This window comes from Burkholderia sp. F1 (assembly GCF_050813845.1).
GTDB classification, from domain to species: domain Bacteria; phylum Pseudomonadota; class Gammaproteobacteria; order Burkholderiales; family Burkholderiaceae; genus Burkholderia; species Burkholderia ubonensis.
This window is the reverse complement of the sequence record NZ_CP172422.1, coordinates 2,490,876-2,506,741: the sequence shown is the minus strand read 5'-3', so window position 1 is coordinate 2,506,741 and position 15,866 is coordinate 2,490,876. Positions and strand designations below refer to the sequence as shown.

The following is a 15,866-nucleotide window of genomic DNA, read 5'->3' as shown; positions in this document are numbered from 1 at the left end:
TGCAAAAGCCCCCGCGCAGCGATGTGCCGCGCGGGGGCTTGCTTGCGACCGCAATGGTCAGACGATCAGGCGGCCTGTTCGGGCGCCGGCGCGACGACCCGCGCGCGGCGCGACGGCTTGAGGCTCGCCGACCACATCATCGCGGGCCGTTCGAACAGCCGGTAGAACAGGTAGGCGACCGGAATCGCGAGCGCCATGAATGCGAACGACGGCCAGATCGACAGCTGCAGTTCGGAGCGGTAAAGCACCGAGCCGACGCAGACGAACAGCGGCAGGTGGATCAGGTACAGCGAATAGCTGAAGTCGCCGAACCAGCCGAGCACGCGCAGTGGCGGCGTCGTGCGCGGCGGCCGGGCGAGCGCGCGGTACAGGAAGCACGCGAAGCCGGCCGCCCACAGCTGGAACGCGCCGTACTGGCCATAGCGGAACGCGGCGCAGCCGGCGGCGAGCAGCACCGCGGCCGCCGCGTACCACGCGCGCGACGGCGCGGCGGCCGTGTTCTTCTGCTGCGCGCGCACGTCCGCGATCCACGCGCCGATCGTCCACGACAGCCAGTACGACGTGAAGAACTGCAGGTCGTGCCGTTCGAGCAGCCAGGCCGACGCGACGTTGACGAGCGCGATGCCGGCCACGACGGCCGGCATCCCGATGCGCCGCCGGATCGCGAACAGCAGCGGATAGATCGCGTAGAACTGCACTTCGAGCGACAGCGTCCACAGCGCGCCGTTCGAACCGTACGTATAGCCGGCGACGCCCTGCAGCGAGAACAGGTTCACGAGGAACGCGGTCAGCCCGACGTCGCGGATCTTGTGGCTGACGGGCTCGATCTGCAGGCTGATCGCGTCGAGCGCGAGCGTGAACAGCAGCGCGGCGAGCAGCACCGGATAGATGCGCGCGAAGCGGCGCGCCCAGAAGTTCGGCGCGTTCAGCCGGTAGGCGGGATCGGCGGCGAGCTTGAGCGCCGCGTTGCGGTGAATGCAGTAGCCGCTGATCACGAAGAAGATCGGCACGCCGGCCGAGCCCCACGCGAACGGGAAGGTCAGGTAGCCGACGATCACGCTCGGGTCGAGCGCGTGGCCGTAAGCGCGATGGAAGCTCTGCATCCCGACCCAGACGACTTGCCGGCAGTGGAAATAGGCGACGAGCAGCGCCGCGAAGCCGCGCATCGCGTCGATCACGTGCTCCTTGTGATCGGCGGCGGGCGGCGCATTCAAAGTCGATCCGCTGAATGCTTGCATGCGATTCGGTTCCTTGCGACGGATGAAGGGGAAGTTTCGCACCATCGTAATCCGCAAGAATTCGCGCAATGAATAAAAAAATCTCGCCGTGAAATAATCGGATTCCGGATTGCGATTTTATGCAGGGACGATATCGGTTTCAGCGCGCGGCCAATTATTTGTCGATTTTTTTCTGATAGTTTGAAGCTCCAGTTGATAGACGCAAGGAGCGGCAAGATGGACATGCATTGGATCGCGAGCGCGGCGGTATTGGTGGTCATGGCCGTTGTGTCGGCATACCGCGAAGCGCTGAAGAACGAGCCGATTCGACCGCGCTTCGAATGGGGCGGCGCGCCTTATGTCGAGGAATTCGAATCGTAAAAATTTGTATCCGGAAAATCGGTAAATTGTCGCTGGTCGATGCGGCGGACCGGCAATATCGACCGGCTTGGCGACGATTATCCATTAATCGAACCGGCGGCGCGATTATGCGTTGCCGTAAATAGCGGCGGCGGGCTGATTTCAATGTGAGATTGAATCGTGCCGCGCCATCCGGACATTCATTGTGCCGTGTCGCGAAACGATGCGACGCGGCGCGCTCAACGCAATCAGGATGCAATCATGTTGAAAGTTACCAAGGCCGTGTTCCCCGTTGCCGGTCTCGGCACACGGTTCCTGCCGGCGACCAAGGCGAGTCCGAAGGAGATGCTGCCCGTCGTCGACAAGCCGCTGATCCAGTATGCGGTCGAGGAAGCGATCAATGCCGGCATCACGGAAATGATCTTCGTCACCGGTCGCAGCAAGCGCGCGATCGAGGATCACTTCGACAAGTCATACGAAATCGAGGCGGAGCTCGAGGCGCGCGGCAAGGAGAAGCTGCTCGACCTGGTGCGCAGCATCAAGCCGAGCCATGTCGACTGCTTCTACGTGCGCCAGCCGGAAGCGCTCGGCCTCGGCCATGCGGTGCTGTGCGCGGAGAAGCTGGTGCACGGCGAGCCGTTCGCGGTGATCCTCGCCGACGACCTGCTGCACGGCGAGCAGCCGGTGCTCAAGCAACTCGTCGACGTGTTCAACCACTATCACAGCTCGGTGATCGGCGTCGAAACCATCGCGCGCGAGGACAGCCGCTCGTACGGCGTCATCGAGGGCCGCGAGTGGGAAGAGGACATCATCAAGCTGTCGGGCATCATCGAGAAGCCGTCGCCCGAGGATGCGCCGTCGAATCTCGGCGTGGTCGGCCGCTACGTGTTCATGCCGACGCTGTTCGATCACCTGCGCAAGATCAAGCCCGGTGCGGGCGGCGAGCTGCAGCTGACCGACGCGGTGCAGTCGCTGCTCGCGCACGAGCAGGTGCTCGCGTATCGCTACTACGGCACGCGTTTCGATTGCGGCAGCAAGATCGGCTACCTCAAGGCGACCGTCGAGCTGGCGCTCCAGCATCCGGAAGTGAGCCGCGAGTTCGAGGCGTACCTGCGGACCTGTTTGCCCGCGCTGGCTGCCGTCGCTTAGCAGCCCTGCGCGTCACGTTTCAGGTGGTGGTTGTTCCGTTGGCCCCGGTTCGCCCAGCGCGCCGGGGCGTTTTTCATGGACGCGGGCCGGCCGTAATCCGCTAGCGCGCCGGCTTGAGCGTCTCCGCGACGAACGCCGCGACGGCCTTCCTGGCGTCGGCCGCGGCCTTTTCGTCGTAGCCGATGGTCGCGCCGCGCTCGACGCACGCGTCGGCATACGAGAACGGTTGCCTGGTGTCGGTATCGATCACCTGGCCGCGATCGTTTTCCGCGAGCCGGCAGTGGCGCAATGTCTGCGCTTTCGGCAAGGTCAGCGGCGGATTGAACGCGCGCCCGTCGAAGACGTGCCGGGCGCCGGGGTATTCGGTCAGGTGGACGTCGCGGCCCGCGGCCTGCAGCCGCTCGACATATGCGCGGCACGGCGCGATCGGCGTGTAGTCGTCGCCGGTGCCGGCGAACACGCGCACGGGCTGTGCGACGGTGTCCTCGTCGTCGCGGTAGGCGACCGGGCAGCCGGGATAGAACGCGACATACGCGGCGAAGCGGGCAGCGGATGCGGCGTGCATCCGCTGGAACCGCGTGAGGCTCGCATACAGCGTGCTGTGGCCGCCGCGGGAAAAACCCATCAGCATCACCCGGGCGGGATCGATTCTCGGATGCTTCGCCAGCACCGCGAGCGCGCGGTACGCATCCTCGATCTGCACGAGCCGGCCGAGCTGCGCCTGGTCGTCGTTCACGCTGACGAGGCCGCGGCTCGTGAAGCTGTCGATCACGAAGGTGGCGACGCCCATCGCGAGGAGTTCGCGTTCCCAGTCGGTCACGTAGCTGCTGATCCCGCCGGACCCGTGCAGCAGGATCACGAGCGGGAAGCGCTCGCTGCCGGCGCGCGGCAGGCGCAGTTCGCCGGCGATGGTGACGGGCTTGCCGTCCTCGCGGCCCGCGAGAAACGCGTCGTCGGTCATCGTCAGCGACTCGAACGGGATCACTTCCATCCGCGCCTGCGCTCGCGCAGCCGGCGGCGCGAGTGCGAACGCGAGACAGAGCAATGCCGGCGCGACACGGCGGAAACACGCACAATGGCTTTCACGCGTAAGCATGGCGACGTCCTCGTTCACCGCGTATCGGCGGCCAACCTGCTGCTGAAAGCGTAGCGCATCGCCGGCCCGTTGCAAGCCGGCCGGCGGGTGGGGCGCTGCCTTCAGCGCACGGACGAGCGTTGCGGCGCCGCGAAATAGCGCGTCAGCCGTTCGGCAATCGGCTTCTTGCGATCCAGCAGCCGTTTTTCGAGATAGCGCCAGGAAAGATGCGCGAGCAGCACGGCGAGCCCGAATTGCAGCATTTGGGGCAGCACGTCCCGGGCGAACGGCGGCAGCCGCGTGTGCTGGTAGAGCGCCTGCGTCGCGCCGAAGCGCGTGGGGATCAGGTTGTGGAACAGGTAGAAGCCGTAGCTGATCGTGCCGAGATAGACGAGCGGCGGCCACTCGAGCAGCGCGACGGCGGGATGGTCGGGCTCGCGGACGATCCACAGCAGCAGCGCGCCGAGCGACGCGGAGAGCCCGAGATCCGCGAGGCCCGCCGCGGCGCCCGGCAGCGCGACGCACGCGGGCAGCGCGAGGAACGTTACGACGCCCGCCGCCGCGAGCCAGCCGGGCGGCGCGTAGCGCGCGACCGTGGGGCCGTGCTCGGCGAGCGCCATCGCGCCGATGCCGCCGAGCGCGATCAGCGCGAAATTCCACGGGGAAAACGCGTAGATCAGCACCGGCGACGCAACGGCGAGATAGAGGCCGAGATGCACGGCCGCGCAGAGCGCGACCGCCGCGATGCCGAGCGCGATGTGCCGCGACGCGCGCGTCGCGAGCAGCGCGAGCGGCGCGATCAGGTAGAACTGCTGCTCGACGGCGAGGCTCCAGAAATGCGACGTGGTGCCGGGCCAGCCGTTCTTGACGACGCCGATCCACAGGTTCGACAGGAACAGGGCGTGCCATGCGAGGCCGAGGTCGACGCCGCGCTGGTAGAACAGCGCATGCGCGATCGCGAGCGACGCGAGCAGCAGGTAATACACGGGGAAGATCCGCAGCACGCGCTTGGCGAGGAACAGGCTGAGCGCATGGCGGCGCGACAACGCGCCGCGCTCGACCGCGTGGCGGCTGCGGTGCAGCTCGCCCACGATCAGGAAGCCGCTGATGAGGAAAAACGTCCACACGCCAAGCTTCCCCACGTCGATCGCTAGGACGTGGCCCTTGTGGGACAGGAAGACGAGGATGACCGCGATGGCTCGCAGGCCGTCGAGTCCGTTGACGTGTCTGACTTCGCGCATGAAGGCGTCCTGGCATTGGTCACGGCCACTATAGGCGCACAAATATCGAACGTAATTCATGTTTCGATGCATACGTGCAGGCGTTTTCTTGCGCGCCGGGCAGTGTGGCAGTCAGCGGCACGCAACAAAACCTGCAGGAAACCCGCGGAAAACGCATAAAAGTACTGCACGAAGCGTCACGGCGCTTGTAGAATCCGGCGTTGAAGCGCACACATCGCGCGCTTCGTGTATCCAACGACCACACCTGGTAGGAGAAACATGGCGACTTCCGCAAAAAAGGTGGCCAAGAAGGCTGCCGCACCGGCCAAGAAAGTGGCTGCCAAAAAAGCAGCGCCCGCGAAGAAAGTAGTGGCCAAGAAGGCCGTCGCGAAGGCGCCCGCCGCTCCGACGCCGCTGAAGGACAAGTTCACGAAGGCATCGCTCGCAGTGCACATCGCTGAGCGCGCAGCTGTCGAAGTGAAGGCTGTCAAGGCAGTGCTGGCCGCACTCGAGAACGTCGTGCTGGGCTCGGTCCACAAGAAGGGCGCAGGCGAGTTCACGCTGCCGGGTCTGCTGAAGATCACGGCGCAAGCCGTGCCGGCGAAGAAGAAGCGCTTCGGCAAGGATCCGTTCACGGGCGAAGAGCGCTGGTTCCCGGCGAAGCCGGCCAGCGTGCGCGTGAAGGCACGTGCGCTGAAGAAGCTGAAGGACGCGGCTGCGTAACTGCAGTGCAACGGTTGCCTGCTTCGTGCAGGTGGCCGTCGGGTGTCCCGCGATCCCCGTGCGCGAAAGCGCATGGGGATTTTTCATTGCGGCGCGTAACGGGAAGCGGTTGGGGGAAGCGGTTGGGCGATGTGGCGAACAACGGCGGGTGCGATGCGTCGACGCGCATGCTGCTGCCGCGCCGCCATTCGATCAACCGTCCTGCGGTTGATCGGGCGTTTCCAGCGTGAGCTGGTAGAACGCCGCATCCAGCCAGCGGCCGAACTTGAAACCGACCTGCGCGAGCGTGCCGGCATGCGTGAACCCGAGCCGCGTGTGCAGGCGGATGCTGCCGGCGTTGCTCGCATCGATGCAGCCCACCAGAACATGGACCTGCGCGTCGCGCGCACGGCGGACCAGCTCGCGCAACAGGCGCTCGCCGAGCCCGCGGCCACGCTGCTCGTGATGCACGTACACGCTGTGTTCCACCGTGTACTTGTACGCGGGGAACGCACGGAACGTGCCCCAGCTTGCGAAGCCCAGCAGGCGGCCCGACGCATCGACCGCACCGACCACCGGAAAGCCGCCTGCGCGCTTCGTCGCGAACCATGCCGCCATCGCCTGCGGGGGGCGCGGCGCGTAGTCGTAAAGGGCCGTGGAATTGACGATGGCCTCGTTCAGGATGTCGAGGATGGCCGCTGCATGCTCGGCCTCGCTGCAATCGACGAGGCGCACGTCGTCGTGGTGTTCGGAGGAATTCATTCAAGTTCCTGTTGGCTGGAGGAAGTGTTGCTCGAGCGGATGAACGCGGCGGCGTGTCCTTCGCACAGGACTACGACGTAGTGCGCGGGACGGGACGTCGGATTGCTGAAGACCAGCGGCTGATCGAGCCGCATCGCCAGGCAGTCGCCGTCGCGAAGCGCGTGGACCTGATCGCCGAGCGTGACGTCGACGCGCCCGCGGATGACCCAGACCTGCTGATGCACGGCGGTCTCGCGTCCCCCCGCTTCGTACGCGACGCGCGCGCCGGCCGGGAACGTCACCTCGACGAGCTGGATCGGCGAAGGCCAGCCGGGCGGGGAGAGATTGCGCCTCACGTAACCGGAGGCCGGGTCGCGCCACTGCGCTTGCTGCGCGCGGCGCGCGAGCGGCTGCGCGGGCGCGTCTTCGGAGGCGCCGTCGAACAGGCTGGCGAGCGATACGCCGAGCCCGGCGGCGAGCTTGTCCAGTACGACCGCCGTCGGGCTGGCCGCGCCGCGCTCGATGAGCGAAATCATCGACCGGCTGACGCCGCTGCGGGCGGCCAGCGCATCGAGCGTGTGGCCGCGGGTCGCCCGCAATGCGCGCACGCGGCGAGCGATGCGCTCGTTGACGTCGGTGTCGGCGGTGTTGTCGGTGGACAAGAGCGGCTCCATCATGCTGAATATTCACTCCAGTATAGTGGAAAGTCGCGGCGACAAGCATCCGGTCGAGTTCGAGACCGTGCACGTCGTTGCGGGAGCCGGCGAGTGGTCTTCGCGCGGGGTGGCCAGCCGTGGGCATGGCGTGTCGGTCCGCAGGCCGGCCTGGAGGCTGTATTTCGATCGTAATGCGGTCGGCGCGGGGTGGGTGCGCTGAGGCGAATATGCCGGGCGTAGTCGCGGCATGATGCGACGGTTAGCAGTCCGGTCTGTCGGCCGCGTTTGGGGCGGATTGCGGTCGGGGCGTGAGCCCGCGAAATGCGGGGCGTGTCGGCCGTTCTGCGACGGCACGCGGCGGGAAGCAGGCAAGAAAAAAGCCAGCCATGGCCGAAACCGATGACTGGCTTTGCAGGCCGGCGGCACGGCGTCCGAAGACGCCGCGTGCCGGGAACGTTGTTTTTAGAACTTGTGGCGGATGCCCAGGGCAACCATTTCCTGCGAGCTCTTGCCGGCGAAGCCGTACGAGCCGATCGACGCTTGCGCGTCCTGGGTGCCGTTGGCGCCAGCGGCGAAGCGTTGCTTGCCGCTCGCGTGCTGGTACGCGCCGAGCAGGTAGAGGTCCGTGCGCTTCGACAGCGAGTAGTCTGCGCCGAGCGAGACCTGGTGGTACTTCGCGTCCGTGTCGCCGCTCGCCTTCGTGTACGCGTAGCCGAGGCCCAGCAGCAGCGCCGGCGTTGCCTGGTAGTTCACGAATGCGCGGCCGGTGTTGAACTTCTCTTGCGACGTGAACGACGACAGGCTGTCCGGCTTGTACTGCGCGAAGCTGTAGCCGGCGCCGAACGTCACCGGGCCGATACCGTACTGGGCTGCGACTTGCGCGATGTTGGCCGCCTTCGCCGTTGCGTACATGCCGAGGATCGGGTTGTTCTCGACGCCGATGCCGGTCGCCGTCGGGCTGTTCCAGCCGCCGGTGCCCTTCGCGGTGATCGTGCGATCATTGCTGTTCTGCACGCGCAGGAAGCTCGCGGCGATGCCGAGCGGGCCGTTGTTGTAGGCGACACCCGCGCTCCACGACTGGCCCGTACCCGGCTGGCCTGCCAGGCCGCTCAGTGCGTACATGCCTTCGAACTGGAGGCCGGCGTAGACCGGCGACGTGTACTTGATCGCGTTGTTGACGCGGATGCTGTTGTCGTTGTTGTCGACGTCACCCGGCGTCGCGAAGAACGCGCCGTAGTAGTTGTCGGCCGTCACGGCCTGAACCAGGTCGACGCTCGGATCGTACTGGCGACCCAGCGTCAGCGTACCGTACTGGGCGTGCTCCAGGCCGACGTAAGCCTGACGGCCGAACATGCGGCCACCCTGGTTGAGCGTGCCGGTGCCGACGTCAAAGCCGTTTTCCAACTGGAAGATCGTCTTCAGGCCGCCGCCCAGGTCTTCGGAGCCCTTCAGGCCCCAGCGGCTGCCGGACAGGTTGCCCGACAGCATTTGCCACGAGTTGTTGGCCTGGCCGTTATTGCCGTGAACCCACGCGATCGACGTGTCGACGACACCGTACAGCGTGACGCTCGATTGAGCTTGTGCGGCGCCGGCAGCACCCAGCAGAGCGAGCGAGAGGGTAGACAGAGCGAGTTTCTTCATCGTTGAGATTCTCCACGCGAGGGATTCGTGAGTCGTTATTTGTTGCGGGATGCAGAATAGCGCAGTGCCATCTACGCAAGAAAGCTCAAAAAATAAAGTGTCTCCAAAACATCACAGCGAGGAAAAATCCATATAGATCAAGGACATCGACAGTCATTCCGTTTTTTGAAATAGTTGACATTTGTTGCGATGCGATTGTTGCGCGTCCCATCATGGTGCATGAGGGATGAGCGGGTTTGGCGCAATGATGCGAGGAAAGCGGAGCGGGCAAACGTTTGCGTTCGCGCTTGCGCGCGCGATGGATGCAGCCCGGCCCTCACGCGACTGCGTGACGACACGAAGAGACTTGGATGAACGAGTGTGCTAGGCGCGCAGGCGGAGTGCGCCGGCGTCAGCGCGACCGGTCGGCCGGCGACGCTTCGGCCTGCAGGTTGGCCAGCCGCTCGCGCACCGCGCCGCGGGCCGCCGCGAACTCCGCGCCGAGCAGCAGCACGGCGGCGGAGAAGTACAGCCACATCAGCAGCACCGCGAACGACCCGGCCGCGCCGAACGCGCTCGCGGTGCCGGCATGCGCGAGATACAGCGCGAACAGCTTCTTGCCGCCGGAAAAGAGGATCGCGGACACGGTGCCGCCGATCGCGGCGTCGCGCCACGCGACGCGCGCATCCGGCAGGAACTTCATCAGCGCGGCGAACGCGCCCGCGAGGACCGCGATGCCGACGAAGAACTGCAGCAGGTTGGTGATCACGATATAGGGCGAATCGCCCCACAGCCAGGTGCCGACGAACGTGATCGCGGTGTCGAGCACGAGCGAGACGATCAGCAGGAACGCGACGCCGAGCACGAGCCCGAACGAGATCAGCCGTACCCGCACGAGGCCGAGGACGCTCGACCAGCGGCTCTCGGTCGCCGGCCAGATCACGCTCAGCGCGGCGCTGAGCGACGAGAACGTGGCCGACGCGCCGAGCGCCAGCGCGCCGAACGAGATCAGCGTCGCGAGCCCGCCGCGCTGGCCGCTGCGGTGCGCGTTCTGGACGATGGTCTGCACGCTCGCCGCGGCATCGTTGCCGATCAGCTGGTGCGCCTGCTCGAACACCTGGCCGCGCGCGGCGTCGTCGCCGTAGAACCAGCCGGCCACCGCGATGACCATCACGAGCATCGGCGCGAGCGAGAACGCGGAGTAGAACGCGATGCTCGCGGCCATCGACGTGCAGCGGTCGGACGAGAAGCGCCGGAAGGCGGTCAGCGCCCAGTGGGCATGTTGATGCGCGAAACGTGTCGCTCGATCTGGAATCCGTGGTTTCATGGCGTGTCGGGCAGCGACGCGGGGCGCCGGCGATTTGTGAAGAACAGACAATTCACAATTGATACGAGGATTCGAACATAGTTTCGCAAACTGTCTATAATTGCTTTCAATTTCCCCCACAATAAAGCCGAGACCATCATGCTACAAATGTCCCGGCGCCAGTTCCTGAAAGTGACTGCCACGTCGCTCGCCGGATCGAGTCTTGCCCTCATGGGTTTCTCGCCGACGGAAGCGCTCGCGGAAGTCCGTCAGTACAAGCTGGCGCGAACCGTCGAAACGCGCAACACCTGTCCATACTGCTCCGTCGGCTGCGGCATCCTGATGTACAGCCTGGGTGACGGCGCGAAGAATGCGCAGGCCAGCATCATCCACATCGAAGGCGATCCCGACCACCCGGTCAACCGCGGCACGCTGTGCCCGAAGGGCGCGAGCCTGATCGACTTCATCCACAGCCCGAGCCGCCTGATGCATCCGGAATACCGTGCACCGGGCTCGGACAAGTGGGAGCGCATCTCGTGGAACGACGCGCTCGACCGGATCGCGAAGCTGATGAAGGCCGACCGCGACGCGAACTTCGTCGAGACGGCCGACGACGGCGCGAAGGTCAACCGCTGGCTCACGACCGGCATGCTGGCCGCGTCGGCGGGCAGCAACGAGGTCGGCTACCTGACGCACAAGGTCATCCGCAGCACCGGGATGCTCGCGTTCGACAATCAGGCGCGTGTCTGACATGGCCCGACGGTGGCAGGTCTTGCCCCGACGTTTGGCCGTGGAGCGATGACGAACCATTGGGTCGACATCAAGAACGCGGACGTGATTCTCGTGATGGGCGGCAATGCAGCCGAGGCCCATCCGTGCGGATTCAAGTGGGTGACGGAAGCGAAGGCGCACCGCAAGGCGCGACTGATGGTCGTCGACCCGCGCTTTACGCGCACCGCCTCGGTGGCGGACTTTTACGCGCCGATTCGCACCGGCACCGACATCGCCTTCCTGGGCGGCGTCATCAACTACCTGCTGACGAACGACAAGATCCAGCATGAGTACGTGAAGAACTACACGGACTTCTCGTTCATCGTGCGCGAGGATTTCGCGTTCAACGACGGCATCTATTCCGGCTACGACGCGGACAAGCACGCGTACCCGGACAAGTCGAGCTGGGACTACGAGCGCGGCGACGACGGCTTCGTGAAGGTCGACCCGACGCTGCAGCACCCGCGTTGCGTCTACAACCTGCTGAAGCAGCACTACACGCGCTATACGCCCGAGATGGTCGAGCAGGTGTGCGGCACGCCGAAGGACAAGTTCCTGAAGGTCTGCGAGATGCTCGCGACGACGGCCGTGCCCGGCCGCGCCGGCACGATCCTGTACGCGCTCGGCTGGACGCACCACTCGATCGGCGCGCAGATGATCCGCACCGGCGCGATGGTGCAGCTGCTGCTCGGCAACATCGGCATCGCCGGCGGCGGGATGAACGCGCTGCGCGGCCACTCGAACATCCAGGGGCTGACCGACCTCGGCCTGATGTCGAACCTGCTGCCGGGCTACATGACGCTGCCGATGCAGTCCGAGCAGGACTTCGAGGGCTACATCAAGAAGCGCACGCAGCTGCCGCTGCGGCCGAACCAGCTCAGCTACTGGAAGAACTACCGCGCGTTCCACGTCAGTTTCATGAAGGCGTGGTGGGGCGACGCGGCCACCGCCGAGAACAACTGGGGCTACGACTACCTGCCCAAGCTCGACAAGCAGTACGATCTGCTGCAGACGATCGAGCTGATGAATGCCGGCAAGATGAACGGCTACATCTGCCAGGGCTTCAACCCGCTCGCGGCGGCGCCCTCGAAGGTGAAGACGGCTGCGGGGCTCGCGAAGCTGAAGTGGCTCGTGATCATGGATCCGCTCGCGACCGAGACGTCGGAGTTCTGGAAGAACCACGGCGACTACAACGACGTCGATTCGTCGAAGATCCAGACCGAGGTGTTCCGTTTGCCCACCACATGCTTCGCGGAGGAAAACGGCTCGCTCGTCAGTTCGAGCCGCGTGCTGCAATGGCACTGGAAGGGCGCGGAGCCACCGGGCGAGGCGCGCAGCGATCTCGAGATCATGTCGGGGCTGTTCCAGCGCATGCGCGATGCGTACAAGAAGGACGGCGGCAAGTTCCCCGACCCGATCGTCAACCTGACCTGGCCGTACGCGGACCCGGAAAGCCCGACGCCCGAAGAGCTCGCGAAGGAGTTCAACGGGAAGGCGCTGGCCGACCTGCCTGATCCGAAGGATCCGACCAAGACGCTCGTGAAGAAGGGCGAGCAGCTCGCCGCGTTCGCGCAGCTGAAGGACGACGGCACGACGGCGAGCGGCTGCTGGATCTTCTGCGGGTCGTGGACGCAGGCCGGCAACCAGATGGGACGGCGCGACAACTCGGATCCGACCGGCATCGGCCAGACGCTCGGCTGGGCGTGGGCGTGGCCCGCGAACCGGCGGATCCTGTACAACCGCGCGTCGTGCGACGTCAACGGCAAGCCGTTCGACCCGACCCGGAAACTGGTCGGCTGGAACGGCAGCGCGTGGTCGGGCCCGGACATTCCCGACTACAAGGCCGACGAGCCGCCCGAGACCGGCATGGGCCCGTTCATCATGAACCCGGAAGGCGTCGCACGCTTCTTCGCGCGCGCCGGGATGAACGAAGGCCCGTTCCCCGAGCACTACGAGCCGTTCGAGACGCCGCTCGCCGCGAACCCGTTCCATCCGAACAATCCGCAGGCGCTGAACAACCCGGCCGCCCGCGTGTTCCCGGATGATCGCGCGTCGTTCGGCAAGGTCGCGGAATTCCCGCACGTCGCGACGACCTATCGTCTGACCGAGCATTTCCACTACTGGACCAAGCATGCGCGGCTGAACTCGATCATCCAGCCCGAGCAATTCGTCGAGATCGGCGAAGACCTCGCGAAGGAAGTCGGCGTCGTGCATGGCGATCGCGTGAGGGTGTCGTCCAAGCGCGGCCATATCGTCGCGGTCGCGCTCGTCACGAAGCGGATCAAGCCGCTGACGGTCGACGGCAAGAAGGTCCAGACGGTCGGCATCCCGTTGCACTGGGGCTTCAAGGGGCTGACGAAGCCCGGCTATCTCGCCAATACCCTGACTCCGTCCGTGGGCGACGGCAACTCGTACACACCGGAATTCAAGTCATTCCTGGTGAAGGTCGAAAAGGCGTAAGGGGAACGAGATGGCATTGCAATCGCTGGATATCAAGCGCGTCTCGGCCACCACCACGCCGCCGCCCACGGCGCGCGAGCCGGTGACCGGGAGCGTCGCGAAACTGATCGACGTATCGAAGTGCATCGGCTGCAAGGCGTGCCAGACGGCCTGCATGGAGTGGAACGACCTGCGCGACGAAGTCGGCACCAACGTCGGCGTGTACGACAACCCGTCCGACCTGTCGGAGCATTCGTGGACGGTGATGCGGTTCGCCGAATACGAGAACCCGGACGGCAACCTCGAATGGCTGATCCGCAAGGACGGCTGCATGCACTGCGAGGACCCGGGCTGCCTGAAGGCGTGCCCGTCGCCGGGCGCGATCGTGCAGTACAACAACGGCATCGTCGATTTCCACGAGGAGAACTGCATCGGCTGCGGCTATTGCGTGACCGGCTGCCCGTTCAACGTCCCGCGGATCTCGAAGAAGGATCATCGCGCGTACAAGTGCACGCTCTGCTCCGACCGCGTCGCGGTCGGCCAGGAGCCGGCCTGCGTGAAGACCTGCCCGACGGGCGCGATCGTGTTCGGCACCAAGGAGGACATGAAGCAGCACGCGGCCGAGCGGATCGAGGACCTGAAGGAGCGCGGCTTCGAGCATGCGGGGCTGTACGATCCGCAGGGCGTCGGCGGCACGCACGTGATGTACGTGCTGCACCACGCCGACAAGCCGTCGCTGTATCACGGCCTGCCGGACAACCCGTCGATCAGCCCGATGGTGAAACTGTGGAAGGGCTTCGCGAAGCCGCTGGCGGTCGCCGGCATCGCGCTGACGGCGCTCGCGGGCTTCTTCCACTACATCCGGGTCGGCCCGAACGAGGTGACCGACGAAGAGGAAGCCGCCGCCCGCGACGAGGCGCGACGCATCAAGGAGGACGTGAAATGAAGCATGACGACCCCAACCTGATCGTCCGCTACACGGCGAACGAGCGGACGAACCACTGGATCACCGCGATCACGTTCGTGCTGCTCGCGCTGTCCGGGCTGGCGCTGTTCCATCCGTCGATGTTCTGGCTGACCGCGCTGTTCGGCGGCGGCCAGTGGACGCGGATCCTGCATCCGTTCGTCGGCCTCGTGATGTTCGTGTCGTTCGCTGTGATGGTGGTGCGCTACTGGCATCACAATGTCCTCGACCGGGACGACGTCCAGTGGCTGCGCCAGATCGACGACGTGCTCGCGAACCGCGAGGACAAGCTGCCGGAGATCGGCCGCTATAACGCCGGACAGAAACTGCTATTCTTCACGTTGGTGGCGTGTCTGGCGCTGTTGCTGCTGTCCGGCATCGTCATCTGGCGGCGGTATTTCTCGTTCTACTTCCCGATCGGGGTGATCCGGCTCGCGGCGGTAGTCCATGCCGTCGCGGCGTTCGTGCTGATTGCCGGCATCGTCACGCATATCTATGCGGCGCTGTGGGTCAAGGGCTCGATCGGGGCGATGGTGCGCGGCACGGTCACCCTCGGCTGGGCGCGCAAGCACCACCCGAAGTGGTTCCGTGAAAGCGTGAAATAGCGCATGCGGACAGGGCGGTGCGCCGCCCCGTCCGTCGTCGGAACCGCCGAAGCGCCGATACGTCGGCGCTTGTTTTTTTGGACAACACACTCGTGACACAACGCATTCTCGAACCGAATGAAATCTCGGCGCTCGATCATTCGGCGATCCCGCGCTTCCGCCTGCCGGAACGCGCAACGGTTTTCTCCGCGCGTGCCGCGCGCCTGCGCCAGCTTGCCGACCTGAACCCGATCAGCGGCTACCTGCGGCTGATGGCGGTGGTCACCGACGCGCAGCACGCGGTGCTGCAGGACTTCGCCGCACAGATGCCGTCGCAGGACGCGATCGCGCGCGCGCAGCAGCATTCGATGCCGCTCGTGCCGGCGCTCGGCGGCGAGCGCGATCCGCAATGGCGGGCCGTGCTGCATGAACTGCTCGACCGTGTCGAAGGCGCCGGGCTCGTCAATCCGCCGCTCGCGAAGCTGCTCGACCGGCTCCGCCTGATGGCGCCGGCCGAGCTCGACGCGCAGGCCGATGCGATCCTCGCACTGCGCTTCGCCGAAGTCGACCCGGCCACCGCGCCGTTCCTGATGGCCGCGCTGCAGGTGGTCTGGACCGACCTCGCGAGCCGCACGCAGCCGGCCGACGTGCCGTTCCTCGACCAGCCGGGGCTGTGCCCGGTGTGCGGCACGCACCCGGTCGCGAGCGTGGTGCGCGTCGGCGGCCAGTACGAGGGCTACCGGTTCCTGCAATGCGGGCTGTGCACGACCGAATGGCACATGGTGCGCACCAAGTGCTCGCACTGCGATTCGACCAAAGGCATCGCGTATCACGGCATCGAGGGCGGCAGCGAAGCCGTCAAGGCCGAATCGTGCGACGAATGCAAGACGTACCGCAAGATCGGCTACCAGAACAAGGACTACGACTTCGAGCCGCTCGCGGACGATCTCGCGAGCCTCACGCTCGACCTGCTGATGAACGAGGCCGGCTACCAGCGTAGTTCGCCGAACCCGCTGCTGTGGCCGGAAGCGCCGCGCGAAGGTTGAAGGCTTTGCATGGAGC

At 65.7% G+C, this 15,866-nt stretch carries 15 protein-coding genes; 8 read left to right on the top strand and 7 right to left on the bottom strand.

What is annotated here, in order from left to right; genetic code table 11:
- Positions 1-65: 65 nt before the first annotated feature.
- On the bottom strand, positions 66-1,238 hold the full coding sequence (locus ACFIMZ_RS29730) for an acyltransferase family protein (RefSeq protein WP_431823036.1): 1,173 nt from the start codon (positions 1,236-1,238) through the stop codon (positions 66-68).
- Positions 1,239-1,454: 216 nt separating this feature from the next.
- On the opposite strand from ACFIMZ_RS29730, the gene ACFIMZ_RS29725 reads away from it, so the two are divergent.
- Together ACFIMZ_RS29725 and galU are read left to right on the top strand one after the other, a co-directional pair.
- Positions 1,455-1,598 (top strand): hypothetical protein, encoded by a 144-nt coding sequence (locus ACFIMZ_RS29725; protein WP_010099202.1) that lies wholly within the window; start codon positions 1,455-1,457, stop codon positions 1,596-1,598.
- Between the two features lie 240 nt (positions 1,599-1,838).
- The gene (gene galU / locus ACFIMZ_RS29720; RefSeq protein WP_010099203.1) at positions 1,839-2,726 is read left to right on the top strand and encodes a UTP--glucose-1-phosphate uridylyltransferase GalU; all 888 of its coding nucleotides are present in this window, start codon (positions 1,839-1,841) and stop codon (positions 2,724-2,726) included.
- A gap of 100 nt (positions 2,727-2,826) precedes the next feature.
- Here galU and ACFIMZ_RS29715 read toward each other — a convergent pair whose 3' ends face one another.
- Together ACFIMZ_RS29715 and ACFIMZ_RS29710 are read right to left on the bottom strand one after the other, a co-directional pair.
- The gene (locus tag ACFIMZ_RS29715; protein ID WP_431823035.1) at positions 2,827-3,822 is read right to left on the bottom strand and encodes a dienelactone hydrolase family protein; all 996 of its coding nucleotides are present in this window, start codon (positions 3,820-3,822) and stop codon (positions 2,827-2,829) included.
- Between the two features lie 101 nt (positions 3,823-3,923).
- Positions 3,924-5,042 carry an acyltransferase family protein gene (locus ACFIMZ_RS29710; RefSeq protein ID WP_431823034.1) on the bottom strand — a complete coding sequence of 373 codons (1,119 nt, stop codon included), beginning with the start codon at positions 5,040-5,042 and terminating at the stop codon, positions 3,924-3,926.
- 258 nt (positions 5,043-5,300) lie between these two features.
- Between ACFIMZ_RS29710 and ACFIMZ_RS29705 the strand changes: the two genes are divergently transcribed.
- A complete protein-coding gene (locus tag ACFIMZ_RS29705) occupies positions 5,301-5,744 on the top strand; it encodes an HU family DNA-binding protein (protein ID WP_042587451.1) in 444 nt (147 codons plus the stop codon).
- Positions 5,745-5,936: 192 nt separating this feature from the next.
- Here the strand turns inward: ACFIMZ_RS29705 and ACFIMZ_RS29700 are convergent, their stop codons facing one another.
- Both ACFIMZ_RS29700 and ACFIMZ_RS29695 read right to left on the bottom strand, forming a co-directional pair.
- Positions 5,937-6,485 (bottom strand): N-acetyltransferase family protein, encoded by a 549-nt coding sequence (locus tag ACFIMZ_RS29700; RefSeq protein ID WP_431823033.1) that lies wholly within the window; start codon positions 6,483-6,485, stop codon positions 5,937-5,939.
- Entirely contained in the window at positions 6,482-7,084 is a 603-nt protein-coding gene (locus ACFIMZ_RS29695; protein ID WP_431825398.1) for a helix-turn-helix domain-containing protein, read from the bottom strand. Before ACFIMZ_RS29695 ends, ACFIMZ_RS29700 begins: the two co-directional genes overlap by 4 nt.
- Here ACFIMZ_RS29695 and ACFIMZ_RS29690 point away from each other — a divergent pair.
- Entirely contained in the window at positions 6,987-7,340 is a 354-nt protein-coding gene (locus tag ACFIMZ_RS29690; RefSeq protein WP_431825458.1) for a hypothetical protein, read from the top strand. The two genes, ACFIMZ_RS29695 and ACFIMZ_RS29690, sit on opposite strands and share 98 nt — an antisense overlap.
- Positions 7,341-7,582: 242 nt before the next feature.
- On the opposite strand, the gene ACFIMZ_RS29685 is transcribed toward ACFIMZ_RS29690, so the two are convergent.
- Together ACFIMZ_RS29685 and ACFIMZ_RS29680 are read right to left on the bottom strand one after the other, a co-directional pair.
- Positions 7,583-8,761, bottom strand: coding sequence for a porin (locus ACFIMZ_RS29685; protein WP_431823032.1), 1,179 nt, complete (start codon positions 8,759-8,761; stop codon positions 7,583-7,585).
- Positions 8,762-9,152: 391 nt separating this feature from the next.
- A complete protein-coding gene (locus tag ACFIMZ_RS29680; RefSeq protein ID WP_431823031.1) occupies positions 9,153-10,067 on the bottom strand; it encodes a YihY/virulence factor BrkB family protein in 915 nt (304 codons plus the stop codon).
- Positions 10,068-10,205: 138 nt separating this feature from the next.
- Here ACFIMZ_RS29680 and fdnG point away from each other — a divergent pair, with 138 nt between their 5' ends.
- The 4 genes from fdnG (at position 10,206) to fdhE (ending at position 15,850) form a co-directional block, all read left to right on the top strand.
- On the top strand, positions 10,206-13,277 hold the full coding sequence (gene fdnG, locus ACFIMZ_RS29675; RefSeq protein WP_431823030.1) for a formate dehydrogenase-N subunit alpha: 3,072 nt from the start codon (positions 10,206-10,208) through the stop codon (positions 13,275-13,277).
- A gap of 10 nt (positions 13,278-13,287) precedes the next feature.
- Positions 13,288-14,202: a formate dehydrogenase subunit beta gene (gene fdxH, locus ACFIMZ_RS29670; protein WP_431823029.1), complete on the top strand. Its 915-nt coding sequence runs from the start codon at positions 13,288-13,290 to the stop codon at positions 14,200-14,202.
- Positions 14,199-14,825 (top strand): formate dehydrogenase subunit gamma, encoded by a 627-nt coding sequence (locus tag ACFIMZ_RS29665; RefSeq protein WP_431823028.1) that lies wholly within the window; start codon positions 14,199-14,201, stop codon positions 14,823-14,825. The genes fdxH and ACFIMZ_RS29665 overlap by 4 nt, the downstream gene beginning before the upstream one ends.
- Before the next feature lie 92 nt (positions 14,826-14,917).
- Positions 14,918-15,850: a formate dehydrogenase accessory protein FdhE gene (gene fdhE, locus ACFIMZ_RS29660; RefSeq protein ID WP_431823027.1), complete on the top strand. Its 933-nt coding sequence runs from the start codon at positions 14,918-14,920 to the stop codon at positions 15,848-15,850.
- Positions 15,851-15,866: the final 16 nt, after the last annotated feature.